Genomic DNA, 26,477 nt, shown 5'->3' on the forward strand with positions numbered 1-26,477 from the left:
GGTTTTTCTTATTGTCAACGATAGGGTACAATAAAGCGATAGAAATAGAAATGAGGTGGCATATGTGCAACTACATTTTTTAGGGACAGGCGCAGGAATGCCTTCAAAGGAACGAAATACAAGTGCCCTGATGGTAAAGCTTTTAGATGAAGTGGGCGAAATGTGGCTTTTTGATTGTGGGGAGGCGACTCAACATCAAATATTGCATACATCGTTAAAGCCCCGAAAAGTAACGAAAATATTCATTACGCATCTACATGGTGACCATATTTTTGGATTACCTGGCTTTTTAAGCTCTCGTTCATTTCAAGGTGGGGATGAGCCATTAACAATTTTTGGCCCGCAAGGTTTACAGCAATGGGTAGAGCAAACCTTTGCCTTGTCAAAGACGCATTTAACATATCCATTACAATTTGTTGAAGTCCATGAAGGTGTTATTTATGAAGATGAACATTTTACCGTAAGCGCAAGTGAATTGCGACATGTAGTTCCATGCTTTGGGTACCGTATTGAGCAAAAGGATTTGCCTGGTGAGTTATTAATGGAAAAAGCTCAAGCTCTTGGTGTTCCAAAAGGTCCTCTGCTAGGACAATTAAAAAGTGGGAAAGATATTGTACTAGAGGATGGCACCATTGTTCATGCGCAAGATGTTGTTGCTCCGCCGAAAAAAGGCTTTACGCTCACTATCTTAGGAGATACAAAATATTGCGAAGAGGCAATTTTATTAGCCAATGGTGCAGATATCGTTATTCATGAAGCGACTTTTGATGGCACTACGACAGATTTAGCAGCCAGCTACGGACACTCTACAAATCTCGAGGCGGCAAAGGTGGCACAACAAGCAGGAGCAAACTATTTACTCTTAAATCATTTAAGTGCCCGCTTTCTACCTCACGATTTACCACTATTATTAGCGGATGCACAGGAGATTTTCCCACAGACCTACCTAACATCTGATCAATCAGTGTTTACGTGGCACAATAATAAATTATCTTAAAATAATAATTTCGATAAGAAAGGACCTTTTAGATGTTTCGTCATTTAAAAGGTTCTTTTATTATAAATGGTACTATAAGACTAGTGAGATTGATTCATTTATTATTAAGATTTTGTTTGAAAACGTCTTGTTTATGTTACTCTATTGCCTTTATTTCTCTTTTATGAAATTGTTTATTTTATAGTCTTTTTTATCTAAGTATTTTCTCCTGATTTTAAAATGATATAATTATTACAAATTTGTGACGATTTTTTTGTTATTGAAAATTATTATATAAAATTCAATAAAAAGTAATGAAACATTTAAAATTGATATTGTATGATGAAATGGAAATAATCGCATATTTTAGGGGGGATTGCTAAGATGGGGAAAACAATGAAATGGAAAATGATGCTAGAAATAATGTGCATTGTCGTATTTATTATCGGTGCATTTTCTGTTTATATTTATCAAGCTACATATAAAAGTGTAAAGAATAACGGGGAGGGGCTCGCTAATTCCATTGTTATGGGGATGGAGGGTGCTATTCAATCAAGAGAAAAAGCGGAAGAAATTATGGAAAAGGAAATGATTGCTGAATCAGTCATGGCCTCTTACATTATCGATAAAGGCGCAACATATGAAGATTTGAAGGCGATTGCTGAACGCGGAGGCATTGATGAAATATGGAGTACAGATGATAAAGGAAATACAACCGTCACTTCTGTAGCACCTACAATTGATTTTAACTTCGGTTCCGATCCAGACGGACAAGCAGCAGAATATATGCAGCTACTAGATGGACGTTCAAAAGAAGTTGTACAGAAGGCGCAAATACGGGATGTAGACGATAAATTTTACAAGTTCGTTGGGGTAAGTAGTTGGAATCCAGCAACACCTCAAATTGTACAGGTTGCTCGACAAGGACAACAGCTATTAGATTTAGAGGCTAGTATCGGTAGTGAATATTACATTAATCAGCTTAACAAATCATTATCCTCAACGGTCCTTTATGCCGCTGTTGTGAATGACAAAGGGCAAACAATAGCAGCTACAGAAGAAAGAAATCTAGCGGATATTGGTTTTTTACCAGCAAAATTTTCAACGCAAGAAGCATCTGACTTTTCGGGACGATATGATGGAACACGTGTTACGCAATACGTAAAACCGTTATCAAATGGTACATATTTAGCTATCGTTGTTTCAAATGAAGTACTTTCACATATTTTGATGGGAACAATTGTTGCTTCATTAATCGTTGTGTGTGTCATTTTCTTCATTACTGGATTATCTATTTCTAAACAGGTCTCCCGAATTACAAGTGTCCGCGATTCACTGGAGGAAATTAGTAAGGGCGAAGCGGATTTAACGAAGCGAATAAACGTAAACTCTAAGGATGAGATTGGTCAATTAGTCGTGTCCTTTAACGGAATGATGGAAAACTTTCAATTCATAATGCGTGAATTGAAGCAGGAAGCTAGCCAAATTAAGGAGGCAACATACATCATCCAAGAAAATGCTCATCACACACTTGATTCATCAGAAATCATTCAGGAAGAATCTAGTCAGGTTGCTCAAGCATCTTTTGCGCAACAGCAAAATACAGAAGACAGTGCACTTTCAATGGAAGAATTGGCACGCAGTATCCAACATATTTCCGAATCTATTGTTGAGATTTCTACCATTTCTCGCAATACAGAAGAAAATGCGAATAAAGGCTTACAAATTATGAACAAGTTACAAAATCAATTAGTAGAAGTTCATGAAAAGACAAATCTTTCAGTAGAAAGTACACAGGAATTAGAAAAATTATCTGGCATGGTTGGTGAATTTATAAATGTCATTACTGGAATTTCTGAACAAACAAACCTATTAGCGCTAAATGCATCTATTGAAGCCGCACGAGCTGGTGAATCGGGTAAAGGATTTGCCGTAGTGGCAGAGGAAGTTCGCAAATTAGCAGAGGAATCAAAACTAGCGGCTGAGCGAATTTCTCAAGTTGTGATGAATGTACAAAGAGAGACAGCTAACATTGTATCGGTCATTTATTCTACTGCTGATGTATTAAAGGCTGGTCGATCTATTGTCCATGAAGCACAGCAATCTTTTGAAGGCATTAATAATGATGTTCAAGTAATAGCAGATCAAGTAGATGTAGTATCGAGTACGACAGAGGAAATCGCAGCCAGCACAGAGGAAGTCACGGCTACGATGGAAGATGTATCATTATTGGCAAAACAGACTTCAGCAAGTGTTGCCGATGTCGCGCAAAAGGCTAAAAATCAAGCAGTAAGTATGAATGAAATGACAGCTACTATTGATATGTTAAATGCTACAGCAGACAATTTACAACAATCAGCTGGCAAATATAAAGTCTAAATAAAATAGCTAATTCTAACAAACATTTGGAATATTAAAGAAATATAATGCAGTTAATAGTAGATTTCCGTATAATTGAATAAAGGGGAGTGGTTTATATGAATCAGCAAAAAATGCCACCAGCACTATTACGTTTAATTGTTATTTTTCCAAATGTGCTGAGCTATTTATTACTATTTGGACTTATTGTTTTTGTTAAAACTAATTATGACACATTAAAAGCAACAGACAACTTAACGGTTTGGCTTATTTTTATCGTAGTGCTTGCACCAGCTGCTGCCTACACGACATTCAGCATTGTGAAGAAAATTCGCGCTGGACATATGTAATAGTCTAAACAAAACAACCATGCTATCGTTGAAATTTTGTAACGATAGTGTGGTTTTTTATATCCGATAATGAGCATATCTTTAAAAACACTCAAATGAATCCAATGCGAATAAAAAAATTCCATCTAGGGAAACTACAGAGAAGATGAGGTTTCACAATTTATCTTCATTCAGTAAATGTTTTCTATAGCGAAAGCCAAGCGACAGCAACAATTATGCCAAGGCGAAATTCATAGAAAGGGGTGTTTTCGTGGATCCAACGAATTGCGATTTTTCACCAATGAAACAAACATTAAAGGAAGAGCTTCAGCAGGTGATTAATTCATTACAACAAAGTGTAGAAGCGATGGATACTGATACAAACTGTCTTCTTGGGGACTTTGAAAAAATTAAAGAGAAGTTTGTCACGATTGAAATGAAAGCTGCAACGTTTTATTTAAATTGCTATCTTTCCCCGTTTACTGAAAAATATCCTGAGCTTTCGCATAGTGTACAAAATATGTCTGCAAGAAAACATGGTGGATTAATTGTGATTGAACGAAAGGATTCTTTAAAGTCTCTTATTCAGCCTGGTATTCATCTTGGGGCAGAAGTAACACATTCCTTATTAGAAACTATTTTTTTTCCTGGAAATCCGCTTCATGATGGAGCAGTTTTAGTAAGCAAAAATTTAATTCAGTCAGCAGCCAATGTACTGCCGCTTTCAGAGAGATATGTTGGAGAAAAGAAATTAGGTACAAGACATCGAGCAGCATTAGGGCTCAGTGAAGTAAGTGATGCACTCGTCATAGTGGTGTCTGAAGAAACAGGGAGAATTTCGTTTGCCTTTCAAGGAAACTTATATCCAATTACTACGCATGGCATTATATAGTGTGATCTTCACACTGAAAAAAATATCTTGAATTCGAGATGTTTTCCTTGCTTGTTTATCATTTGCGTAGTAAAGTGATATTTGAAAGGAGGATGAAGCGATGAGAAAACACACACTTGGATCACTGACATGGATTCGGATGATGCGCTTTACAAATCAAAGTAACCAGCTATCCAATGAATTTTTAAAACGCTTTGACTTAACGACTGCACAATTTGATGTCCTTATACAAATAAAGACATATGCACCGTTAACGCAATCACAATTAGCAGAGAAAGTGACAGTCACGCAAGGCGGTATGTCTCGAATGCTTGCTCGACTTGAAAAAGAGGGACTAATTGAGCGAAAGCAAAATTGGAAGACGAAAACAATCTCGCTCACAGCTAAAGGCGAGCAGATAATTGATGCGGCGACGCCAAGTCAGCTTCACTTTCAATCCTCATTTTTTGAAGAAGTATTAACAGAAGAAGAAATGAAATCTTTATATACACTTATGTCAAAAATAGAAAAGCATAGTCGTGAAAAAAAATTACCACCAGCGTGATTTTTTTACACTATCACTTGCTTAGTCAAGTGAAAACAAGGAGGAAATATTTATGAACAAATTAAGTGGACACCATCATATATCCATGCTAACGAAAAACGGCAAACGTAATAATGATTTTTATACAAAGATTCTTGGATTACGTCGTGTGAAAAAAACAGTCAATCAAGATTCGCCATCCATGTATCATTTATTTTATGGAGATTTAACAGGGGCGGCAGGTACAGAATTAACATTTTTTGAAATGCCCGTAGCAGGAAGAACCGTTCGAGGCACAAATGCCATTACACGTATTGGCTTACTAGTGCCGAGCTATGACAGTCTGCAATATTGGAAAAATCGTTTTCAACAGCTAGAAGTTGAACATAGTGAAATTTCCACATATGCAGGTAAAGATGCATTGTTTTTTGAGGATCATGAAGGGTTACGAATGGTGCTATTAAACTACCATGGTCTCGAAAAACCGGCTCATTGGCAACCATGGGACGGCTCCGAAATTCCTGCAGAACATCGCATTTTAGGAATGGGTACAGTTGAAATTACAGTTCGTTACTTGCAACGAACAGTGAATTTATTAAAAGGGCTTTTTAATTACACAGTTGTTGCAGAAGGTGAGAAAGAAGCAGTTTTACAATCTATACCTGGTGAAGTACTTGGAGAAATCGTCGTTAAAGAATTAGAAGGACCGAGTGAGAAACCTGGCCGAGGTAGTATTCATCATCTTGCGCTACGTGTCGCAAACGTCGAGGAATTGCAGGAATGGGATACCAAAATTAAGGAGCGGGGCTTAGATAGTACTGGAGTAGTGGATCGTTATTACTTCCAAAGTCTTTATTTTAGAGATCGTAATGGAATTTTATTTGAAATGGCAACAGATGGCCCAGGGTTTACAGTTGATGCGGCAGTAGAGGATCTTGGTAAAGAGCTTGATCTTCCTCCATTTTTAGAAGAAAAACGTGCTGAAATTGAGGCCATTCTAGAGCCACTAGATTAAGGAGAGAGCGTAAACATGGAAAAATATCGTATTGACCAATCAAAAGGCATTGAATTTGGCTTGTATTCATTAGGTGATCATATTCCAAATCCTTTAACAGGTGAACGTATTCCAGCTCAGCAACGCATTCAGGAGCTAATTGAAGTAAGTCAGCTAGCAGAGCAAGCAGGCATTGATGTATTTGGCGTAGGTGAAAGTCATCAATCGTACTTTACAACACAGGCACACACGGTTGTATTAGGAGCGATCGCTCAAGCTACATCGACAATCAAATTAACAAGCTCGGCAACGGTACTGAGTGTCTCTGATCCAGTACGTGTATATGAAGATTTTGCGACGATTGATTTAATTTCAGATGGACGTGCAGAAATCGTTGCAGGGCGGGGGTCTCGCGTTGGTGCCTATCATTTACTTGGCGTTGATTTACAGGATTATGAAGAAATTTTTGAGGAAAAATTAGAGCTGCTGAAAAAAATTAATGAAGAAGAGCTTATCACTTGGGAAGGACAATACCGTGCATCGCTTCATAATGCGCAAATTTTGCCACAACCTAAAAATGGCTCGTTACCAATTTGGCGGGCTGTCGGCGGACCAACTGCTAGTGCCATTAAAGCAGGCTATATGGGTATCCCAATGATGTTGACGACATTAGGCGGACCAGCTGTTAATTTTAAAGCTTCAGTGGATGCCTATAGAGAAGCGGCAGAGCGAAGTGGCTTTGATCCGAAAGAGTTACCGATTGCTACAACAAGCCTTTTCTATGTTGCTGATACGACGAAAGAAGCACTACAAGGGATGTATCCACATATAAATGGTGGTTTCCAAGCAATTCGTGGCGGCGGTTATCCAAAGCAACAGTTCGCGCAAGCGCCAGATACACGTGATGCCTTAATGGTCGGAAGTAAGGAACAAATTATTGAAAAGCTACTGTATCAATACGAGCTATTTGGCATGCAACGATTTATGGCACAAATTGATTTTGGCGGTGTGCCATTTGAAAAATTAATGAAAAATATTGAAATTATAGGGAACGATATTCTGCCTGCTATTAAAAAATATACTGCGAAATAAGGGGGGTACAGTATGAAAATTGTCGCACTAGCTGGTTCCATTGTCGGCTCAAAAACAAAAACGGCTATTAGTAAAGTGGTTGAAATTTTACAAGAAAAATATCCAGAGCATGAAGTAACGTTACTTGATCTTGCCGAATACAACATGCAATTCAGTGATGGACGAAATTATTTTGAATATGATAGGGATACAAAATATGTGACCGAAACAATTATGTCTGCAGATGCAATTGTCATTGGAACACCAACATTTCAGGCTTCGATTCCGGCAACGTTGAAAAATATTTTTGACTTACTACCAGTCAATGCTTTTCGTGATAAAGTGGTAAGTATGGTTGTCACAGCAGGCACATCTAAACACTATCTAATGATTGAGCAGCAGTTAAAGCCAATTCTCGCTTATATGAAAGCAAATATTGTTCCAACATATGTATTTATAGAGGAGAAGGATTTTTTGCGGAAGGAAATTGTGAATGATGACGTCCTATTCCGCCTTGAGCGTTTAGCTGAGGATACAGTGATGGTAGCTGATGCGTTTGCAGAAATTCGTGCTAAAAAAGATGCGGAATATGATTTTTAGAGATTACGAATTTAATAAAGTTTAAACGCTACATGAGAGGAAATCTTATGTAGCGTTTTTCCGTGCTTATTATTTTGGGTTGGACCACTTGAACCATCGCGCATGACCATCCGGGCGTTCCATGATTCGTATAGATTCTATTTCTCCTTGATCAATAAAATCTTGATGCAGTTGTGAATCAAATAAATTGTTATAACAATGATAGAGCGGTCGTTCCTTGCTTACCTCTTTTAATTGTTCGATTAATTCCAGGCGTAATTCCATTGGGATTTGATTGGCCACATGAGTATGATAGACAACTAACATTGCATCTGGATTAATATCACTACTAATCTCCTTTATAAGTTTAATAGCATCTCCTTTAATCAGCTGTAAATTGAGCTCTTTTAAAATAGGGAGTGCTTGATTTAATAAAAGTCTTCGTTCTTGATGCTCTGGCCAAATTAAAGCTTGGAGCCATCGAAGTTCTTCTTCATCATGGATATCAATAGGATTTAAATCTATGCCAATCCTTTGACAAACTACAGGAGGGTTCGTTATAGAGGCTGGCAGTGATTCTCCACGATTTTCTGAAGATAAAACGAAAGTGTTATTACAATTCGTTATGTGAAGCTGTTCATTATAACAGTAATTGTATCGATCCATGCCGAGCTGAAGCCCTGCACTAGCACCAATTTCTATGAAGGCTAACGGTTTTTGATGGTGTTCATAGATGTCTGTCATCATCGGATAAAGGTATGAACAACGGCGAATTTCATTAGTTTGGACAAGTTTTTCTTGAAATAAAGCCTTTAATTCGTCTGAATGCGACAAAACGAATGCTTTAAAAACAGGATACACTTCATTAATTGGTTTTGGTGTTGCTGTTAGGGATGGATAAAAATGAACTAACTCGTCTTGTGATGATGACAGTAAATAATGAACCCCAGCTAATAATAAATTAGGTACAGGTTGTCCTTGGGGTACAAATGTGGCAATTTTTAATATTTCGTCATCATCAGCAATTTTATACGCTAAGTGTTCATAAAGTGGACTTGAATTTTCACATTCATTTTTTGCAAAAGTACGGAACTGTTGACTTAATTTAGCTAACATACGATTCTCCCCTTTGTGAAAAATGATTCTATCTAATTTAGAGTTTATTACTATTGGATAATTTAGTAAATTAAATATAATTAATGAAGTTGATTAAAAACATTAATGATAGAGGTGAGATTTTGGATTATAAATGGATACAGTCTTTTATAGTAGCAGCTAAATATTGTAATTTCCGAGTGGCCGCAGAAGAATTACATTTATCGCAACCAAGTATCACAGTCCACATTCATCAGTTAGAACGATCTTTGAATGTAAAATTATTCAAACGTGAAAAAATCGTGTGCAATTAACTGAGGCGGGAAGGCTCTTTCTAATAGAAGCTCAGCAAATCATCCATCAATGGGAAAAAAGTATTGAACGTTTTCAGTTAGCAACGAAAGGAATTAAAGAAAAACTAGTTATTGCCATGACCCCTTTAATGGTGGAAACAATATTGCCTCATGTTATTTATCAGTTTATCAATGAAAATCCTTCTATCGAAATATCTATACTAGTGGAGGATTCAGCAAAAATTGAAGATTTAATCCATAATGACAAGGCACATATTGGTATTTCTTTATTGCCAACTCATTATCGACATTGGCGCCAAGAGCTTGTTGTAGAGAGTCCTTTAGAATTGGTTATTCCACTGGATGCTTTTGATGATGAGACAGGGGCTTATGTTGATTTTGAGGAATTATTTCAAACCTACACGTTATTTACGCACCATCATCCGACCATTTGGGGGGATCTATTACATAAAATACAGGGAAAATATGTAGTTACGAAGCAAGTTTCCATATCTCAATCTTATGTCGTCAAGCGCTTAATAAAAGATGGGCTTGGTATATCATTTTTGCCACGGATGATTGTTAGAAGGGAGCGTATGGAAGGGCGGTTTAACATCGTTCCTTTCGATGAAATAGATTTACCTAGCGTTCCTGTTTATCTTTTTTATAAGGATTCTGTACAAGTTCCAGAAGAATTATTAAGTTTATTTCAAACGAGGGATTATTTGTGAGATTTTTATAAATGTAATTAAGTTTTATATAGTATGAGAGATATATTTTAAAAAGGCGTGATTGTATTGAGAATTTTAATGGTCGAGGATCATGAAGATGTAAATGCAAGGTTAAAGGAATTGTTTGAGCAAGCAGGTTTAGCATAGATACTGGGTAATAGGGGTATAAATTCTTGAGGAATAAAAGCGATGTGTTATAATAGGGGTAAGAAAAAGACCGTATGGTGCTGTAACACCATGCGGTCAAGTAACAAAACAAACGCTTTTAGAGCGATTGGCAAGAGCGAAAGTAAAAGCACTTTAACCCTGCTTAGGTTTTAAAGGGTGCTTTTACTTTTTTTGTGAAAAAGTATATGACAATGCAAGGATAGCTATAATTAAAGTACCGAGACCAATAGCTATGTTTAATGCTTCATATGTTGTCATAAGCAATCCCTCCTTTCTCTCCTAGAACTAATTAGCAAAATTTGAATTAGGAGTAGTAGAGAAGATCGCCAATCACCCTTAAATACCTTTATTCTGTTACTCTTTAATTATACCATTTCTTCTATCATTATCGTAACTTTGCTATCTCTTACTAGATTCTAATTCCTCTAACTGATTAGTTATTCTCTTCTTCGATTTTTTAAACTTTATCACTCAATAACTCAATTGATTATTCTCCAATTAATTCATATTTGCCGACATGATATGGTCTAAGGTAAATTCTATCTCTTAAACTAGGTAATAATGTAGATTTAAGTATTGTGATTAACATGTGCTTGGTGAAAGTGTGAGGTTTCAAGGTTCAAAAAATTTTATTTTGGTGGTGGCTTAAGATGAATTTTATTAATGATAAACAGATAATAGCTCCGTTTTTTTGGGTGGATCGTGATAGTGATTCTGCGTCCTTGTGTTTTTATGTTGGTGAATATAAGCAAGAGCTTTTTGATACACGAGCTGATGAGGGGTTTGAAGGAGGAGGTTATGATTGGGAATCTTTGGCGATTGTCTTTCTTGAAGAAAAAATGCCCGAATTAAAAGGTATTGTCAAGTTTGATTCCGAAGCTAGTATGTTTTGTGCTTATTCCTCAGATAAAAAAGCGTTAGAGAAATTTGCTATTTCATTTAAAAATACATGTGAAGATGAATCTACTATTACGGATTTATTTTCTCGTGCAGAATTATTGGATTAAAGGTATTATTTTTTTAAGATTTTATAGGGTGAAACATGCGATAGAAGGCAATTGATGAAGAAAAAAACAAAATCCTCTTTATTAAAATGAAAACAGCTTGCTAGCATAAATCTACAAGCTGTTTTTTATATTTTGGTGTATAGCAAGTATACCGTTTATTTTTACCAGCCTCGTACGTATTGCACTGGAGGTTTCACTTCTTTTCCTAATTCCTTGGCAGCATGTAGTGGCCAATAGGGTTCGCGAAGAAGAACACGTGCTAAGAAAATTAAGTCAGCACGATTATTTTGTAAAATTTCCTCAGCTTGGATGGCTGTCGTAATAAGGCCGACTGCACCAGTTGGAATATCAGCACCGTGCTTTATCGCTTCAGCATGAGGTACTTGGTAGCCTGGAAAAACATGCATATGTGCTTGCACGACACCACCTGTAGAAACATCCACAAAATCGACACCCTGTGATTTCATCCAACGGCTAAAGACGATAAAGTCGTCCATAGTTGTACCATCTTCTGCGTAGTCTTCAGCAGAAACACGCACAAGTAAAGGACCTTCCCAAACACTACGAATAGCATCAATGACTTGACGAAGGAAGCGATAACGATTTTCTTGAGAGCCACCGTATTGGTCATTGCGTTTATTCGTTGCTGGTGATAGAAATTCACTAATTAAATAGCCATGTGCGCCATGTATTTCAAGTACATCAAAGCCTGCTTTCGCTGCTCGAACAGCTGCTAGCTTAAATGCTTCTACTACATATTCAATGTCTTCTAAAGTCATCTCAGTTGGTGTTTTATAAGCATCGCTAAATGCTATGGCTGATGGTGCAAATATTTCTCCCTCTACAGTTGCTTTACGGCCAGCGTGTGCAAGTTGTATGCCGGTTTTTGCTCCGTACGCCTTCATGCCTTGAACTAATTGACGTAACCCTTCGATATGAGCGTCATCCCAAATCCCAAGATCGTTACTAGATATACGCCCCTCTGGAACGACACCGGTAGCTTCGACAATAATTAAACCAACTTGACCAGCCGCTCGCGTTGCATAATGTACTTGGTGGAATGGTGTGACAAACCCATCATCCTGTGCTGAGTACATACACATCGGTGCCATAACAATACGATTTTTTAAAGAAATAGTTTGTAATTGATAAGGTTCGAATAATTTAGTCAAAATAAAGCCCCCTAATTCCTAGTAATATACTTTATCCCGCATTAACGGGCAGTAATACGCCCACCTCAAAATTTTAGCAAAAATAAAGAAATTAGATGGGGGATAAACTGCCCGTAAAAGCCCGATTCGTTCAACTAATAATCAGTGGGGGATGAAGAAAACCCCCACTGATTAAAGTTTCACTTTATTTTGCACACATTACTTACTATTTGCAAGTGAACGAGATCGTGCCTCAGCTTCTTTAATACATGCTTCAATGGCCTCATTAAATTGATATTGTTCAAGAGCCTTAATTCCAGCTTCCGTTGTGCCACCTGGACTTGTTACTTTTCGACGCAATACATCAGGCTCGTCAACAGATTGTTTCAACATTTCAGCAGTGCCAGCAAGTGTTTGTGTCATTAATAGTCGTACTATATCTTTGGAGAGCCCTACCTTTGTACCGACTCTTTCAAAAGCCTCCATTAAATAATAAATATAAGCTGGACCACTACCTGAAAGGGCCGTTACTGCATGTAATTGATCCTCATCCACTTCAATGACTGAACCAACCGCCTCTAATAGCTGTAAGAAAATCGAGCGCTGTGCTACTGTAACTTTGTCATTAAAGGCAATCCCACTTGCAGACATCCCAATCGTGGCAGAAGTGTTAGGCATAACGCGTGCGACTGGACGGGCACCTAAATGTTCTGTAATAGTAGTAATAGCAATACCTGCTAAAATGGAAAGAACGGCTGATTGCTCTGTGATTTTAGGTTTTAACATATGCATCGCTGCCACGGCATCCTTAGGTTTCATGGCTAAAATGATTAAATCAGCCTGTTGATAAATATCATGGCTAAAATTGCAATTCACACCATATGTGTCGTGTAAAAAATGTAAACGTTCTTTGTCTGAGCGATTGGTGACGTAAATTTCTTGTGCTGTAAATACCTTTTGTTTAATCCAGCCCTGAATTAATGCCTCTGCCATAGAGCCTGCACCAATAAATAGTATTTTTTTCATGATTAAAACCTCCAGTTCTCAAAATCAATTTTGCCTTGGCGTAATTGTAGCTGCCGCTTCGCTTTGGCTACCAAAACATATGTAGCTGACGCTTCGCTTTCGCACAGAAAAGATTTGCAGCTGCCGCTTCGCTTTCGCTACTAAAACATTTGCTGAATGAAGAAAAAAAAGCGCTCCCGTCCTTATATAGAAGGACGAAAACGCTATTGTTTCCGCGGTACCACCTTTGTTTGCCAATTGGCACAACTCACAGCCCTTTTATCGCAAGGGAAACGGTTATGTTTTCATAACTGCTCAGAAGTAGGTTCGGTAATGGGAGCGGGTGATGTTACTTTCAGCAAATGTAACATTCTCTAAACACCTTCACCAAATACGTACTTGGCTTCATCAACGCACGAAAATAATTTAATTATTCAAAATTATATTGATAATACGTCAACCTGTCAACAGAAGGGTGACGAAAAGAAGAAAAACTTGTAAAATAGAATGAATCAGTATTCACTAGTTGCATTAAAGGGGGAAACAGCTTTTGTCTATATACAAAATAGAAATACCAACACCCTATGAAGTAGGAGATGTCAATGCTTTTGTTGTAAAAGGTGATGCATTGACAATTTTTGATGTAGGTCCAAAAACGATGGATGCCTATGATGCGCTAAAATGGGGTATTCGCGCAGCGGGCTTTGATATGCGAGATATTGAACAGGTTGTGTTAACCCACCATCATCCAGATCATGCAGGTTGGGTGGATGCCTTTCCACATGCAGAAATATTAGGGCATGCCTATAATGATAAGTGGCTTCGTCATGATGAGGAATTTTTACGTTACCATGAGCAGTTTTATAGTGAACGCTTGTTTGAGCACGGTGTTCCTCGACAATATATCCAAACAAATGTACATGTCCGTCGTGAATTAGAGCTTGTAGGGGAACGCCCATTAACACAAATTCTATATGATGGTGATGAAGTGCCAGGACATCCGGGATTAAAGGCAATTGAAACATTAGGTCATGCACAAAGCCACCTCATCTTCTGGGATGAAAAATCTCATCATGTCATTGGTGGAGATTTATTGCTTGAAAAAATAACGCCAAATCCATTAATTGAACCACCATTGGATCGGACAATCGGGCGTACTAAATCGATACTACAATATAATGATTCGCTTGAAATTTTACGTAAATTACCAGTAAAAACGATGTATACAGGACATGGTGCGGAGTTAGAGGATATTCCTCATTTAATTGATAAACGACTAGAACGCCAACATCAGCAATCTCTGAAAGTTTGCGAATTATTTGAGGACGAACCATTAACTGTCGTGCAAGTAACGAAACGCTTATATCCGGCAATTTTTCAGCGTCAATTTGGATTGACACTGTCCAAAACGCTTGGCCATATAGATTACTTAGAAGCAAACAATTATATTACATCGACGAAAACGGAAGAAGGTATCTATTTATATAAAAGGAAGTAGGTTTATACAAGAAAATGAATAAAAAGACGATCTTCGTTACAGGTGCAACAAGTGGTGTAGGATTGAAAATTACAGAATTATTAGTCGCACAAGGTCATACGGTTTATGCAACAGGACGCAATACAGTGGCATTGAAAGCATTAGAACGCTTAGGCGCCAACGTGATCCAAGCAGATTTAACTAATTTAGCAACAATAGATGAAGTATGTGCACAGCTACCACCTCTTGATGTATCTATTTTATCAGCCGGGGTAGGTAAATTTGGCATTGCACCTGACTTATCAGATGAAGCTATCAGACAAATGGTAGAGCTAAATGTCAGTGTACCGATGTATTTATCAAAACGTCTAGCTGCAGCAATGATACAACGTCAGCAAGGTCAGTTAATCTTCATTGGCTCACAGGCAGGAAAAGTAGCAACACCGAAGGCCAGTGTTTATGCGGCTACAAAGCATGCGATTGTCGGCTTTACGAATGGGCTTCGCATGGAACTGGCTCCTTATCATGTTAAAGTTACAGCGATACATCCAGGTCCAATCGATACACCATTTTTAGATAAAGCGAGTGATGAAAGTGGCTATCGAGAGTCTTTAGGAAGATTTTTATTAACAGCAGAAGAAGTGGCGCAGGCTACTGTAAAAACAATTGAACGCCCTGTGCGAGAGGTAAATTTACCAAAAATCATGGGGTTATCGAGCAAGCTTTATGCGATCGCTCCTGCAACAGTTGAATTTTTAGGTAAATCATTTTTCAATAAGAAATAGTAGTGTCTCTACAATTGATTATTTTGGAAACATTTGTATAATATAAAACGACTACACAGTTTAATACAGCACTTGTATCAAATTGTTGAGGAGGAAATGACAAATGGATTGGCATAAAGTAAAAGAACAGCTTGAAAATACGTTTAATGGTACAGTGTTACTTGCACAAGGAGAGACACTTTTCTTACAAGGGGCATATGGCGAAGCCTCTATTCAAACACATGCACCAATGCAACTTCATCAACGTTTTAACTTAGCTTCTGTATCAAAGCCTATTACAGCATTGGGAATTTTACTTTTAGTACAAGAAAATAAAATGACATTCGATGATCATCTTAACAGATGGTTCGATAATTTTCCTTACGCAAATATAACCGTGCGCCATTTATTACAACATACTTCAGGTTTACCTGATTATATGGAATTGTTTTCGAATCATTGGGATGATACTACAATTGCTACAAATGAAGACGTGCTAAATCTATTGACTCAATATGCGCCACCAAGCCTTTTTGAAGCAGGTGAGCGAATGGAATACAGCAATACAGGCTATGTTTTACTTGCTCTTTTAATTGAGCGTATAACAAATGAAAGTTTCTCTAAATATCTGACTGAGGCTATTTTTAAACCTTTACATATGGTGAACACAACTGTAACGTCAACTACTTTTACGGAACAATTTGCGAACGAAATTGCACAGGGCTATGTGTATGATGTGTATGCTGGAAAATATGTAGACCCTTCTCAACACGAAGAAACGAAAGGTGCTACCTGTTTAAATTATATAACTGGTGATGGTGGGATCTATTCAACGGTAGAGGACTTATGGAAATTAGGTCGTGCTGTCATTGAGGCACAACTTTGGGATGAAGCATTACTTGAGCAAGCCTTCACCCCATCAACTTTTACTGTAGAACAACCTTTTTCTTACGGTATGGGCTGGATTATTAATGAAGATGAACAACTAGGGAAATGTGTATGGCACAATGGTGGCTGGCTGGGCTATGCAACAACCTTTAAAATTTATCTACAATCTAAGACGATCTTCGTATTTTTACGTAACAAAGAGCAAGAATTGAACTATGAAATAGCTATTGGTGAAGCGATTGAAGGAGCGCTTACCACACATGAATTCCATTTACCGAAAAAGCCAGAGCAATATAAAGCTGTGCATTTACCAATCGAAACATTACAGGGTTATGAAGGTAAATATCAGCTACAAAAACATCCTGAACACACAGTTGACGTAGCCTTACAGGATGATGGTCACTTATATATTTTCTTACCAGGTTCAATGCCACTTGAATTATATGCGTTAAAGGAAGATGAGTTTTTCTTGCGCGGTATAGATTTTCTAGTAACAATCAAGCAAAATACATTAACGGTTATTAGTGAAAATCAAAAAACAATTGCTAGTAAAATAAATGTCCACACACTTAGAGAAAAATAAAATATTATTGTAGTTTTATAATTTGACTACAAACAAAAAGAATCCATTTTGCCCAATGGATTCTTTTTATTTATCGCTAGAATTTATATTGTATACATTCAGGGAGCCTGTAAAAACTTATTTTTCCGAGTAAAAATATTCACAGTCTTACAAGGTCTTAAAGTATTGGAATGACTCACATTTTTGCAATAAACATAAAAGTCTATGAATTTATAAAAATACACTTGTTTTTATTTTTATAACATGATACTATTCGTGTATAAACTTTTAAGTGAATGTATAAAAATACATATCCTATAGAGCAAATTGGAGGCGCATTTGTTATGGCAAATAAAAAAGTAGTATTAGCATACTCAGGCGGTCTTGATACTTCGGTAGCAATTCCATGGTTAAAAGAACAAGGTTGGGACGTTATTGCAGTTTGTCTTGACGTAGGTGAAGGTAAGGATCTTGAATTTGTAAAAAATAAAGCTCTTCAAGTAGGAGCTATTGAATCATATATGGTAGATGCGAAGGATGAGTTTGCTGAAGAATATGCATTAATCTCATTACAAGCTCATACTTGGTACGAACAAAAATATCCACTAGTATCGGCACTTTCTCGTCCATTAATTTCAAAAAAATTAGTGGAAATTGCAAACCAAGTAGGTGCGGACGCAGTAGCTCATGGTTGCACAGGTAAAGGTAATGACCAAGTTCGTTTCGAAGTTTCAATCAAAGCGTTAAATCCAGACTTAGAGGTATTAGCACCTGTACGTGAGTGGGGCTGGAGCCGTGATGAGGAAATCGAATATGCAATGAAACATGATGTACCGATTCCTGCAACGTTAGATTCACCATTCTCTATTGACCAAAACTTATGGGGCCGTGCAAATGAAGCGGGTGTAATGGAAGATCCATGGGTATCTCCACCAGAAGAAGCATACGGTTTAACAGTTTCTGTGGAAAACGCTCCAGACGTTGCAGAATATGTAGAACTTGAATTTGTTGCTGGTAAGCCAGTATCTTTAAACGGTAAAGAAATGAAGCTTGCTGATTTAATCCAAGAACTAAATGCAGTAGCTGGAGCACATGGTGTTGGGCGTATCGATCACGTAGAAAACCGATTAGTTGGTATTAAATCTCGTGAAGTATACGAAATTCCAGGAGCAAAAGTGCTATTAACGGCTCATAAAGAACTTGAAGACTTAACACTTGTAAAAGAGTTAGCACACTTCAAACCAGTCATTGAGAAAAAGCTATCTGAATTAATTTATGATGGTTTATGGTTCTCTCCATTACGTGATGCTTTGGAAGCATTCCTTGCTGAATCACAAAAGTTTGTGAACGGAACTGTACGCGTGAAGCTTTATAAAGGTCATGCCATTGTGGAAGGACGTAAATCTCCAAATTCACTATACAATGAAAAATTAGCAACATATTCAAAAGAAGACCAATTCAACCATGCATCAGCAGTAGGCTTCATCGAATTATGGGGTCTGCCAACAGTAGTGAATTCTTCTGTTAATAAAAAATAATTTTGACAAGTAAGGTGTAGTGTAGCATTGCGCTGCACCTTTTTGATAAGTCATGAAGGAAAAGGTGAGCTGTTATGACAAAACTTTGGGGCGGACGTTTCCAAAAATCAGCAGAAGCATGGGTGGACGAGTTCGGCGCATCGATTGGCTTTGACCAACAGCTTGTTCTAGAAGATCTAGAAGGTAGCGTAGCGCATGTTACGATGCTTGGCGCAACAGAGATTTTACCAACGGCTGACGTAGAGGCCATTCTTGGTGGTCTAGCACAATTACAAGAAAAGGCAATTGCAGGTGAGCTAGAATTTACAGTTGCCAATGAAGATATTCACTTGAATTTGGAAAAAATGCTTATTGATTTAATTGGTCCTGTAGGTGGTAAACTACACACAGGTCGTAGCCGAAATGACCAAGTGGCAACCGATATGCATATTTTCTTGAAGAAGCGTGTGAAGGAAGCAATCGGTTTAATTGAAACATTCCAAAAAACATTGCTAGAAAAAGCAGAAGAGCATGTGGAAACGATTGCTCCAGGCTATACACATCTTCAGCGTGCACAGCCAATCTCGTTTGCTCATCACTTAATGGCCTATTTCTGGATGTTAGAGCGTGATAAACAACGTTTTACGGAATCGATGAAGCGTATTGATATTCTGCCTTTAGGTGCAGGTGCAATGGCTGGCACAACTTTCCCAATCGACCGATTAAAATCAGCAGAATTACTAGGATTTAGCGAGGTTTATGCCAACTCTATGGATGCAGTAAGTGACCGTGATTTTATCGTTGAATTTTTAAGCCATTCATCATTATTAATGGCGCATTTATCTCGTTTTGCAGAGGAAATTATTTTGTGGTCAACAGATGAATTCAAATTTATCGAATTGGATGATGCCTTCTCAACAGGTTCTTCCATTATGCCTCAAAAGAAAAATCCTGATATGGCCGAGTTAATTCGTGGAAAAACAGGGCGTGTTTACGGTAACTTAATGGGCTTATTAACAGTCCTTAAAGGAACACCGTTAACATACAACAAAGATATGCAAGAAGATAAAGAAGGTATGTTCGATACAGTCCATACAATTCTTGGTTCCCTAAAAATCTTTGAAGGTATGATTCGCACAATGACTGTCAATACAGAGCGTTTGCACCAGGCAGTACACTCTGACTTCTCCAATGCTACGGAGCTTGCAGATTATCTTGCAACAAAAGGTATGCCTTTCCGTGAAGCACATGAAGTGACAGGAAAACTTGTATTCACATGTATCCAAAAGGGCATCTATTTATTAGATTTACCGCTTGAAGAGATGAAACAAGAAAGTGAACTGATCGAAGCGGATATTTACGACGTACTAGCACCAGAAGCAGCGGTTCGCCGTCGTCATTCTTTAGGTGGTACAGGATTTGATCAAGTAAAAATCCAAATTGAAAAGGCAAAAACTTGTCTTTTTTAATAATTACCTTAGCGTGCATGTCCTCGTGACTTTTGCATAGATATTCATTAAAGCTGTCCAGTGAGGCACTATGAAAACCCATTTTCCTTTTTCGTTAGAGCCGGAGGGTGAAATGAAAAAGAGCCCCTTACATACGTGAAGGACAATCCCCAATTCTGGAGACGCGGAATTGGGGTTTTTGTGTAAAGAAATAACAATGGGAGGGATTTACAAATGAATGATCGTTTTACATTGGGGTACGAAACAATTAAACAATATGTCACGGAGGAAGAAGCAGCACGAATGATTGAGTCGGATGCACTAGCTGATGTGGCACCGGATTTACGCAAAATGATTATTGAATTTGCTTATGGCGATGTTTATTCACGCCCAGGGCTAGATGCTAAAAGCCGTGCACTTGTTGTCATGACGGCAGTAGTAACTCAAGGTGCTGCTCCACAAACAAAAACACATATTAAACGTGGTTTACATGCAGGCTTAACACAAACAGAAATCGTGGAAGCATTATTGCAATTAGTGCCTTACATAGGTTTTCCACGTGTGCAAAATGCACTAACCATTGCGCAACAAGTCTTTAAAGAACAAGCGTAAAGATAGTGCGTCTTTAAGGCAACCATTAAAAAATAAGAAAAACCATGAATAAATACTGGTTAAACGGCTCATATTAAGTGCGGAATCACTTATTAATCTAATATGATTAGGAGGATGTAGAATGAGTAGTCTAACACCCAAAGACCAGGAATCTCAGGAAAGTCCGCCACAGTTGTATAAGGTGAGCTTCTAAAAATCTTAAGGAATTGGTGAGGCAGAGGATATTCTGTTTTGTTGTAGCTTAAGAAGAAGCAAAAACCGATACAAATAAAATCAAATAGTAATAAGTGTTCTTGGATCCAGAATTTTTCTGGGTCCTTTTTATATGAAAAGATTGTAATTAATTTGACATTAAATATAAATCTGTATTATTCTAAGTGTGACAGATTTCTGTTTGGTAATAAGCGATACAGATTGGAGGGGTAAGATGCAAATTCATTTAGATCCAAGCAGTGAATTACAGCTTTATAAACAGTTAGCGAATCAGTTAATTGAGTTAATAGCTAAGGGTGAGTTAAAAAATAGTGATACATTACCGTCAGTTCGTTCAATGGCTTCGGATTTAGGTATTAATGTCAGTACGGTAAGTAAAAGCTATCATGAACTTGAAGAAAAAGGCTTAATCGAATTAAAGCCGAAAGCAAAGGCGATCATTATCGGTGGTCAAAAAAAAGAACTGGAAGAGACAGAAATGGAAAAAGTAGAAAATGCATTAAAGCCAATTATGGCTGAAGCGTTTGCACGTGGTCTTGAAAAAGATCAGATGACGAGTTTGTTTCATCGAATTTTAAAACAATGGAAGTAGGGAAAATATGCTTTTTATATTAGGCATTTTTATCTTCGTAGGAGTATTGGAAACAATAACACCACATTTAACTAGAAAAACAATCGTGTTTGGTGTTTCAATTCCAGAGCCCTATGTGCAACATCAGCAATTGCGAATATTCAAAAAGCACTACAGCATGTTTGTTGGAAGCATAGCAGCTGCCTTTCTTTTAGGCCAAATTTTACTACTATTTACGTCCATTCAGGAAGAGAAATTTGTTTTATTATCCTTAATCTTACTATACGTCATGCTGCTCATATCAGCCGGACTTTATATGTTTTATCATTTAAAAACGAAAAAACTGAAAAAACAAGAAAATTGGGAAGCACACGTAAAAACTGTTTATGTCACGGATTTATCTATACGAGACAGAGATGAAGTACTCTCACCTACATTTTTCACATTACCAATTATTATTACTTTAGCATTGATTACCTTTACATATATGAATTACAGTTCAATCCCAGATGTATTTGCTACCCATTGGAATGCAGCGGGTGAGGTAGATGCCTGGACAGAAAAAACATGGCTATCAGTTATCGAATTGCCACTTATGTTACTAGGGCTACAAATCAGCTTTTTCATCATGAGTAAAGGTATGAAAAGTGCCAAAATACAATTGAGTGCACAAGACAAAGAAGCTTCAGCCAATAGAGAGCTTAAACAACGTAAGTATGGAAGCTGGTACTTCGTTGCAATTAATTTTAGTTTAACCATTCTTTTTGTAGTTTCACATTACACGACAGTGATTTTAGAGGGTCAAACGGTTCCTTACTTTTTCCCGCTCTTTATCGTTTTTAATGTAATCATTTTAGGTGGGCTTATCCTCTTAATTTGGAAGTTCAATAAAAGTAATGAACGTTTTGATGATTTACATACAAATGAAACAGCTGTTGCCGATGATCGATACTGGAAATGGGGTATTTTATACATTAATAAAAATGACCCTTCATTATTAGTACAAAAAAAATTCGGTGTTGGTTGGACCCTGAATCTGGCAAATAAATGGAGCTATATCATTTTATTCGTCATATTTTTACCAATCTTATTGACCATCTTTCAATAGAGGGGGAGATTTTATGAAAAAACTATTCTTTTTATGTTGCGCATTTTTTCTACTAGCAGCCTGCACTCAGAAGGAAGATAACGCAAAAGGAAAAGTGACTGAGAGGGATGAGAAAATGAATGAGCAGCTAGTAGGCAAATGGGAAGGGAATATTGAGACACCAAACGGGGCACTTCCAATTATTGTTGAGTTACAAAAGGATAGTGGGACATTATCAGTACCAGTACAAGGCTTAGCCAATTATCCATTTAACAACATTAAATATAACGGCGATCAAGTAACGGTTGCGATCAACTTAAATGGCTCTAATATTGAAATTAACGGGACATTAAAAGATCAGCAAATTGAGGCAACATTCCAACAAAATGGTGGCAAATTCCCACTAGTGTTAAAACCTTATAAAGAACAACCCGTGACTTATGAAACAGTGAAGATTCCTGTTAAAGATGGTGATTTAACAGTGGCACTTCAAAAGGCTAGCGAACAGCCATCTCCAGTTGTACTAATTTTAGCTGGCTCTGGTCCAACTGATAAGGATGGTAATTCGGCTTTAGCTGGGAAAAATGATAGTTTAAAAATGCTGGCAGAAGGCTTAGCAAATGAAGGGATAGCATCTGTTCGTTACGATAAGCGTGGAATTGGGGACAATAAATCGCTTTCAACAAAGGAAGAGGATATGTCTATTGACCATTATGTAGACGACGCAGTTCAAGTAATTAATACCCTTTTAGCTAATAAAGCTTATTCAAGTGTTCATATTATTGGACATAGCGAAGGCTCACTAATCGGTTTATTAGCAGCACAAAAAACAAATGTAGAGTCCTTTGTTTCCATAGCAGGCACTGGAAGACCAATAGATGAAGTTCTGCTAGAGCAATTAAAAGGTCAGTTATCACCACAGCTTCTAAAGGAATCAACAGATATACTGGCATCCTTGAAAAAAGGCGAGCTAGTGAAGAACGTTTCACCAGATTTACAAGCATTATTCCGTTCTTCTGTTCAACCCTATATGATGTCATGGTTAAAATATAACCCTGCAAGTGAATTAGCAAAAGTGAATAGCCGTGTTCTACTTGTCCAAGGTACGAATGATCTACAAGTAACAGCAACTGATGCGGAAGCGTTAAAGAAAAGTAAACAAGATGCCGAGCTCTTATATATGGACGGCATGAATCATGTGTTAAAGGATGCCCCAGCAGATCGTGCAGGCAATTTAGCGACGTATTCAGACCCATCATTGCCACTTCATAAGGAACTACTGCCAGCCATTCAGCAATTTATTATGAATGAAAATAGAGACTAAGCATGATGGAAGCCGTTGTTTACTTTATAATTATGATTCCATTCCTAATCTTTGCGATCGTTTTATCTCAAGGAAAAGGAGCATTTTTACTAGCAGGCTATAATACGATGTCTGACAGTGAAAAAGAGAAATATAACGAAAAAGCACTTGCTAAATTTATGGGTAAGGTGATGTATGGCTACTGTTTTTGCTTGCTATTATGGGGGTTGAATGAGCTATTCAAGACGGAATGGCTATTTATCGTAGGGCTAATTCTCTTTATAGGGCTTACAATTTTCGCACTTGTATACGCCAATACAGGCAATCGTTTTAAAAAGTAAGTTTCTATACGAGCAATTCATCTCCTGTTTATTAACAGAGGTGAACCGATTGAAATTAGTAAATACCCGCGGAAGAAAGGTAATGCTCCTACGAAACAGTATGATCATCCATTGCATAGTATCAGAAATGCTCATAATTAGTATCTAACAAAAGAGTATGCTCAAATCAGAGCATACTCTTTTGTTTACTTAGGGCTCTTTATATAAACCATCTTAAGAATTTAGGCAAGCTGATCAATGAGACTGAGAACGGAGCGGCTCATCGAACGACCCAATCAACCCCATGTTATGGTCATGCTATTTGAAACATTTACCACATTCTATCGTACGATATATAATAACTAAGCAAGGAGCGATTTGAAAGTGAAGGAAATAGCATGATTAATCGAATTCAACAAAATTTGAAAAGAAGGTTTTATTATGTATAGCATTGGAAAGTTTTCGAAACTGTGTGATGTCCCTGTAAAAACGATTCGATATTATAATGATATTGGGTTACTCGAGCCATCTTTTATAGATCAAGTGACCGGCTATCGTTATTATGATTACGATAAGATTGAAGAGCTAAAGACTATACAGGTTCTAAAAAATTGCCATTTTTCATTAAAAGAAATTGAACAGGTTACTAAAGGACAAAATGATAGGGAAGATTTAGAGCTGAGATTAACTAATAAAATTCAGGAATTAGAGCACCAACAAGAAATGATCGCGCAACAAATTCATACTATTGTCCAGGTGAAAAATTCTCTAAAGAGTGCTGAGACATTAACTCCAAAGCCAACATTATCCACTTGTTACATAGAAGAACGACCAAAAATACACGTGCTATCCATCCGTGAAAAGATAAACATCATTGACATGGATAGGCTAGTGCAAAAATTATTTGAACGAATATATGCCTATCAATTAGAGATTGATGGGGAGCTTCTTTCGATTTTTCATCAACATGATAGACATCAAAATGCAGCAGATGTTGAGCTACTGTTACCAGTAAAAGCATCTCAGCAGAATACGAATATAAAAGAAATACCAGAAGGCATGTATGCTTGTATCAATGTAAAAGGACCCTATTCAGAGCTACATTATGGCTATAGTCGTTTGCAGGAATGGCTTACAAAGCAATCACTTCAGGTAGAAGGGATGTTTATGGAGCAATACATAAAGGGGTTAATCCCATCTGAAGTAGTAAACCCAATAAATATTAAACCGAATATTGAGATCCATCCAAATGATTTTTTGACAAAAGTGTTTGTGAAAGTTAGAAAGTAGGTAATGAAGGACGATACTAGCTAAACTCTCCAGTAGATGGAGACTTTATTCTGTAATTAGCAAGGTAACAATGGCTTGCTAGTAACAAACAGAATGGAGTATATCAATGAGAACTAATACAGGACAATTTACATTTCTTAAAGGCAGTTCATACGAGATTGGAAAACAACAAGCACGAGAATTTCAAAAAAATCCTATTGCTAAATCGCTATTTTTTACGGAAAATATCACTTCTGATAAAGCTTATTTTGAAATGAAAGCACAAATAGCACAGTATTGCCCAGGTTTAAACGAAGAATTAGAAGGCTTTGCGGAAGGCTTTGGCTATGAACCTAACCAATTAAATTATTATCAAAATGGGTGGTTAATTCCTGGAGGATGTAGTTTAGGGGCTATTTTGCCAGGAAAAATGGCTGATGGTAAAACATATGTTGTAAGAAATTATGATCTATCTCCTGATATTTCAGATATGCGCTTATGTACAACAAATGTAGAAGGGAAATATACCCATACAGGATTTTCTGTTTCCACATTCGGACGAAGTGACGGTTTAAACGAAAAAGGTCTGTGTGTCGCTTATGCATCGTGTGGTATGCCCATTGGGAAATATCCAGGTATGAGACCACCCGCAGCACATGGTTTACAGTTTATGGTTATCGTCAGAGCGTTATTAGAAAATTGTAAAAATGTTGAAGAAGCAATTTATATGGTTAACAATATGCCGGTAGGAACGAATATGAATTTACTTATAGCTGATGCACATGGCGATGCAGCATTGATTGGAACATACGACGGTGTAAAAGAAGTTAAACGTACCGAATTAGATTATTTAATTGCAACTAACCATGGACTGTTTTCAACAATACAAGAAATGGAGCCAGGCAAACTTGAGCATTCTCAGTTAAGATACGATATTTTAGAGAAAAAATGTAAGGAAAGTGGAAAAAAATCTATTGATGAAATCCAAGAACTACTTTTAACAGAGTTTCCTAAAGGGTTATCTGTTCATAATTACAAAGAAGGCTTTGGCACAGTGCATTCAATTTTATTTAACCTTACTGATTTGCAACTGGCATTTTCATTTGGTTCACCATTACAAAATAAAGTTAATAAAATAGGCGTCGGCGACAACTTAGAGAAGACACAGATACCTGTTGAATTTAGTCATAAAAGCTATGGGACAGAATTTTGGAAAATAATTAAATCCTAAACAACAAAAGACCTTTCTTTGCTGAGAGGTCTTTTGTGATGGT

28 protein-coding genes are annotated in these 26,477 nt (G+C 37.2%); 23 read left to right on the forward strand and 5 right to left on the reverse strand.

Annotation, left to right across the window (positions count from 1 at the left end; genetic code table 11):
- The first annotated feature begins 64 nt into the window (after positions 1–64).
- From rnz to ACVWXS_RS09375, 8 genes are all read left to right on the forward strand, one after another.
- Positions 65–997, forward strand: coding sequence for a ribonuclease Z (gene rnz / locus ACVWXS_RS09340; protein WP_456957826.1), 933 nt, complete (start codon positions 65–67; stop codon positions 995–997).
- 363 nt (positions 998–1,360) lie between these two features.
- Positions 1,361–3,355, forward strand: coding sequence for a methyl-accepting chemotaxis protein (locus tag ACVWXS_RS09345; protein WP_456957828.1), 1,995 nt, complete (start codon positions 1,361–1,363; stop codon positions 3,353–3,355).
- 98 nt (positions 3,356–3,453) lie between these two features.
- On the forward strand, positions 3,454–3,684 hold the full coding sequence (locus ACVWXS_RS09350; protein ID WP_068984691.1) for an acyl-phosphate glycerol 3-phosphate acyltransferase: 231 nt from the start codon (positions 3,454–3,456) through the stop codon (positions 3,682–3,684).
- A 250-nt stretch (positions 3,685–3,934) separates the two neighbouring features.
- Positions 3,935–4,555 carry a sporulation-specific diadenylate cyclase CdaS gene (gene cdaS, locus ACVWXS_RS09355; protein WP_456957830.1) on the forward strand — a complete coding sequence of 207 codons (621 nt, stop codon included), beginning with the start codon at positions 3,935–3,937 and terminating at the stop codon, positions 4,553–4,555.
- A 100-nt stretch (positions 4,556–4,655) separates the two neighbouring features.
- Positions 4,656–5,099, forward strand: coding sequence for a MarR family winged helix-turn-helix transcriptional regulator (locus ACVWXS_RS09360; protein WP_456957832.1), 444 nt, complete (start codon positions 4,656–4,658; stop codon positions 5,097–5,099).
- A 52-nt stretch (positions 5,100–5,151) separates the two neighbouring features.
- The gene (locus ACVWXS_RS09365) at positions 5,152–6,093 is read left to right on the forward strand and encodes a ring-cleaving dioxygenase (RefSeq protein WP_456957834.1); all 942 of its coding nucleotides are present in this window, start codon (positions 5,152–5,154) and stop codon (positions 6,091–6,093) included.
- Positions 6,094–6,108: 15 nt separating this feature from the next.
- Positions 6,109–7,164: an LLM class flavin-dependent oxidoreductase gene (locus ACVWXS_RS09370; RefSeq protein ID WP_456957836.1), complete on the forward strand. Its 1,056-nt coding sequence runs from the start codon at positions 6,109–6,111 to the stop codon at positions 7,162–7,164.
- A 12-nt stretch (positions 7,165–7,176) separates the two neighbouring features.
- Entirely contained in the window at positions 7,177–7,743 is a 567-nt protein-coding gene (locus ACVWXS_RS09375) for an NADPH-dependent FMN reductase (protein ID WP_456957838.1), read from the forward strand.
- A gap of 69 nt (positions 7,744–7,812) precedes the next feature.
- Here ACVWXS_RS09375 and ACVWXS_RS09380 read toward each other — a convergent pair whose 3' ends face one another.
- Complete coding sequence (locus ACVWXS_RS09380; protein WP_456957840.1) at positions 7,813–8,838, reverse strand: DUF2332 domain-containing protein; 1,026 nt, start codon at positions 8,836–8,838, stop codon at positions 7,813–7,815.
- An 83-nt stretch (positions 8,839–8,921) separates the two neighbouring features.
- On the opposite strand from ACVWXS_RS09380, the gene ACVWXS_RS09385 reads away from it, so the two are divergent.
- The gene (locus tag ACVWXS_RS09385) at positions 8,922–9,131 is read left to right on the forward strand and encodes a helix-turn-helix domain-containing protein (RefSeq protein ID WP_456957842.1); all 210 of its coding nucleotides are present in this window, start codon (positions 8,922–8,924) and stop codon (positions 9,129–9,131) included.
- Positions 9,122–9,841, forward strand: a complete 720-nt coding sequence (locus tag ACVWXS_RS09390; protein ID WP_456957844.1) for a LysR family transcriptional regulator — start codon at positions 9,122–9,124, stop codon at positions 9,839–9,841. The genes ACVWXS_RS09385 and ACVWXS_RS09390 overlap by 10 nt, the downstream gene beginning before the upstream one ends.
- 330 nt (positions 9,842–10,171) lie before the next feature.
- On the opposite strand, the gene ACVWXS_RS09395 is transcribed toward ACVWXS_RS09390, so the two are convergent.
- Complete coding sequence (locus ACVWXS_RS09395; protein ID WP_223553293.1) at positions 10,172–10,267, reverse strand: putative holin-like toxin; 96 nt, start codon at positions 10,265–10,267, stop codon at positions 10,172–10,174.
- A 392-nt stretch (positions 10,268–10,659) separates the two neighbouring features.
- Here ACVWXS_RS09395 and ACVWXS_RS09400 point away from each other — a divergent pair, with 392 nt between their 5' ends.
- Positions 10,660–11,016, forward strand: coding sequence for an immunity 51 family protein (locus ACVWXS_RS09400; RefSeq protein ID WP_456957846.1), 357 nt, complete (start codon positions 10,660–10,662; stop codon positions 11,014–11,016).
- Between the two features lie 161 nt (positions 11,017–11,177).
- Here ACVWXS_RS09400 and namA read toward each other — a convergent pair whose 3' ends face one another.
- From namA to ACVWXS_RS09415, 3 genes are all read right to left on the reverse strand, one after another.
- A complete protein-coding gene (namA, locus tag ACVWXS_RS09405; RefSeq protein ID WP_456957848.1) occupies positions 11,178–12,188 on the reverse strand; it encodes an NADPH dehydrogenase NamA in 1,011 nt (336 codons plus the stop codon).
- Positions 12,189–12,386: 198 nt separating this feature from the next.
- Entirely contained in the window at positions 12,387–13,193 is an 807-nt protein-coding gene (gene proC, locus ACVWXS_RS09410) for a pyrroline-5-carboxylate reductase (protein WP_456957850.1), read from the reverse strand.
- A gap of 24 nt (positions 13,194–13,217) precedes the next feature.
- Positions 13,218–13,430, reverse strand: a complete 213-nt coding sequence (locus tag ACVWXS_RS09415; RefSeq protein WP_456957852.1) for a hypothetical protein — start codon at positions 13,428–13,430, stop codon at positions 13,218–13,220.
- Positions 13,431–13,722: 292 nt separating this feature from the next.
- Between ACVWXS_RS09415 and ACVWXS_RS09420 the strand changes: the two genes are divergently transcribed.
- The 12 genes from ACVWXS_RS09420 (at position 13,723) to ACVWXS_RS09475 (ending at position 26,434) form a co-directional block, all read left to right on the forward strand.
- Positions 13,723–14,670, forward strand: a complete 948-nt coding sequence (locus ACVWXS_RS09420; RefSeq protein ID WP_456957854.1) for an MBL fold metallo-hydrolase — start codon at positions 13,723–13,725, stop codon at positions 14,668–14,670.
- Positions 14,671–14,684: 14 nt separating this feature from the next.
- Entirely contained in the window at positions 14,685–15,434 is a 750-nt protein-coding gene (locus ACVWXS_RS09425; protein WP_456957856.1) for an SDR family NAD(P)-dependent oxidoreductase, read from the forward strand.
- Positions 15,435–15,537: 103 nt separating this feature from the next.
- Positions 15,538–16,884 carry a serine hydrolase domain-containing protein gene (locus ACVWXS_RS09430; RefSeq protein WP_456957858.1) on the forward strand — a complete coding sequence of 449 codons (1,347 nt, stop codon included), beginning with the start codon at positions 15,538–15,540 and terminating at the stop codon, positions 16,882–16,884.
- A gap of 323 nt (positions 16,885–17,207) precedes the next feature.
- Positions 17,208–18,401 (forward strand): argininosuccinate synthase, encoded by a 1,194-nt coding sequence (locus tag ACVWXS_RS09435; protein WP_456957860.1) that lies wholly within the window; start codon positions 17,208–17,210, stop codon positions 18,399–18,401.
- Positions 18,402–18,475: 74 nt separating this feature from the next.
- Entirely contained in the window at positions 18,476–19,849 is a 1,374-nt protein-coding gene (argH, locus tag ACVWXS_RS09440; RefSeq protein ID WP_456957862.1) for an argininosuccinate lyase, read from the forward strand.
- 213 nt (positions 19,850–20,062) lie between these two features.
- Complete coding sequence (locus ACVWXS_RS09445) at positions 20,063–20,440, forward strand: carboxymuconolactone decarboxylase family protein (protein WP_456957864.1); 378 nt, start codon at positions 20,063–20,065, stop codon at positions 20,438–20,440.
- Positions 20,441–20,867: 427 nt separating this feature from the next.
- The gene (locus tag ACVWXS_RS09450) at positions 20,868–21,245 is read left to right on the forward strand and encodes a GntR family transcriptional regulator (protein WP_456957866.1); all 378 of its coding nucleotides are present in this window, start codon (positions 20,868–20,870) and stop codon (positions 21,243–21,245) included.
- Between the two features lie 7 nt (positions 21,246–21,252).
- On the forward strand, positions 21,253–22,332 hold the full coding sequence (locus ACVWXS_RS09455) for a DUF1648 domain-containing protein (protein WP_456957868.1): 1,080 nt from the start codon (positions 21,253–21,255) through the stop codon (positions 22,330–22,332).
- Between the two features lie 13 nt (positions 22,333–22,345).
- Positions 22,346–23,635 carry an alpha/beta hydrolase gene (locus ACVWXS_RS09460; RefSeq protein ID WP_456957870.1) on the forward strand — a complete coding sequence of 430 codons (1,290 nt, stop codon included), beginning with the start codon at positions 22,346–22,348 and terminating at the stop codon, positions 23,633–23,635.
- 32 nt (positions 23,636–23,667) lie between these two features.
- Positions 23,668–23,955: a DUF3784 domain-containing protein gene (locus ACVWXS_RS09465; RefSeq protein WP_402986393.1), complete on the forward strand. Its 288-nt coding sequence runs from the start codon at positions 23,668–23,670 to the stop codon at positions 23,953–23,955.
- A 420-nt stretch (positions 23,956–24,375) separates the two neighbouring features.
- Complete coding sequence (locus ACVWXS_RS09470) at positions 24,376–25,224, forward strand: MerR family transcriptional regulator (protein WP_456957872.1); 849 nt, start codon at positions 24,376–24,378, stop codon at positions 25,222–25,224.
- A 106-nt stretch (positions 25,225–25,330) separates the two neighbouring features.
- A complete protein-coding gene (locus tag ACVWXS_RS09475; protein WP_456957874.1) occupies positions 25,331–26,434 on the forward strand; it encodes a C45 family autoproteolytic acyltransferase/hydolase in 1,104 nt (367 codons plus the stop codon).
- The last annotated feature ends 43 nt before the right edge of the window (positions 26,435–26,477 follow it).

It is taken from the genome of Lysinibacillus sp. TE18511, assembly GCF_054062295.1.

Bases quoted from the DNA above. Each gene is read 5' to 3' on its own strand.
- ACVWXS_RS09365 (WP_456957834.1), top strand. From the start codon at position 5,152: ATGAACAAATTAAGTGGACACCATCATATATCCATGCTAACGAAAAAC.
- proC (WP_456957850.1), bottom strand. From the start codon at position 13,193: ATGAAAAAAATACTATTTATTGGTGCAGGCTCTATGGCAGAGGCATTA.
- ACVWXS_RS09445 (WP_456957864.1), top strand. From the start codon at position 20,063: ATGAATGATCGTTTTACATTGGGGTACGAAACAATTAAACAATATGTC.
- ACVWXS_RS09470 (WP_456957872.1), top strand. From the start codon at position 24,376: ATGTATAGCATTGGAAAGTTTTCGAAACTGTGTGATGTCCCTGTAAAA.
- ACVWXS_RS09380 (WP_456957840.1), bottom strand. From the start codon at position 8,838: ATGTTAGCTAAATTAAGTCAACAGTTCCGTACTTTTGCAAAAAATGAA.
- argH (WP_456957862.1), top strand. From the start codon at position 18,476: ATGACAAAACTTTGGGGCGGACGTTTCCAAAAATCAGCAGAAGCATGG.
- ACVWXS_RS09435 (WP_456957860.1), top strand. From the start codon at position 17,208: ATGGCAAATAAAAAAGTAGTATTAGCATACTCAGGCGGTCTTGATACT.
- ACVWXS_RS09385 (WP_456957842.1), top strand. From the start codon at position 8,922: ATGAAGTTGATTAAAAACATTAATGATAGAGGTGAGATTTTGGATTAT.
- ACVWXS_RS09460 (WP_456957870.1), top strand. From the start codon at position 22,346: ATGAAAAAACTATTCTTTTTATGTTGCGCATTTTTTCTACTAGCAGCC.
- ACVWXS_RS09375 (WP_456957838.1), top strand. From the start codon at position 7,177: ATGAAAATTGTCGCACTAGCTGGTTCCATTGTCGGCTCAAAAACAAAA.
- ACVWXS_RS09350 (WP_068984691.1), top strand. From the start codon at position 3,454: ATGAATCAGCAAAAAATGCCACCAGCACTATTACGTTTAATTGTTATT.
- ACVWXS_RS09475 (WP_456957874.1), top strand. From the start codon at position 25,331: ATGAGAACTAATACAGGACAATTTACATTTCTTAAAGGCAGTTCATAC.
- ACVWXS_RS09400 (WP_456957846.1), top strand. From the start codon at position 10,660: ATGAATTTTATTAATGATAAACAGATAATAGCTCCGTTTTTTTGGGTG.
- ACVWXS_RS09425 (WP_456957856.1), top strand. From the start codon at position 14,685: ATGAATAAAAAGACGATCTTCGTTACAGGTGCAACAAGTGGTGTAGGA.
- ACVWXS_RS09370 (WP_456957836.1), top strand. From the start codon at position 6,109: ATGGAAAAATATCGTATTGACCAATCAAAAGGCATTGAATTTGGCTTG.
- ACVWXS_RS09455 (WP_456957868.1), top strand. From the start codon at position 21,253: ATGCTTTTTATATTAGGCATTTTTATCTTCGTAGGAGTATTGGAAACA.
- ACVWXS_RS09360 (WP_456957832.1), top strand. From the start codon at position 4,656: ATGAGAAAACACACACTTGGATCACTGACATGGATTCGGATGATGCGC.
- ACVWXS_RS09345 (WP_456957828.1), top strand. From the start codon at position 1,361: ATGGGGAAAACAATGAAATGGAAAATGATGCTAGAAATAATGTGCATT.
- ACVWXS_RS09450 (WP_456957866.1), top strand. From the start codon at position 20,868: ATGCAAATTCATTTAGATCCAAGCAGTGAATTACAGCTTTATAAACAG.
- ACVWXS_RS09465 (WP_402986393.1), top strand. From the start codon at position 23,668: ATGATTCCATTCCTAATCTTTGCGATCGTTTTATCTCAAGGAAAAGGA.
- ACVWXS_RS09430 (WP_456957858.1), top strand. From the start codon at position 15,538: ATGGATTGGCATAAAGTAAAAGAACAGCTTGAAAATACGTTTAATGGT.
- ACVWXS_RS09395 (WP_223553293.1), bottom strand. From the start codon at position 10,267: ATGACAACATATGAAGCATTAAACATAGCTATTGGTCTCGGTACTTTA.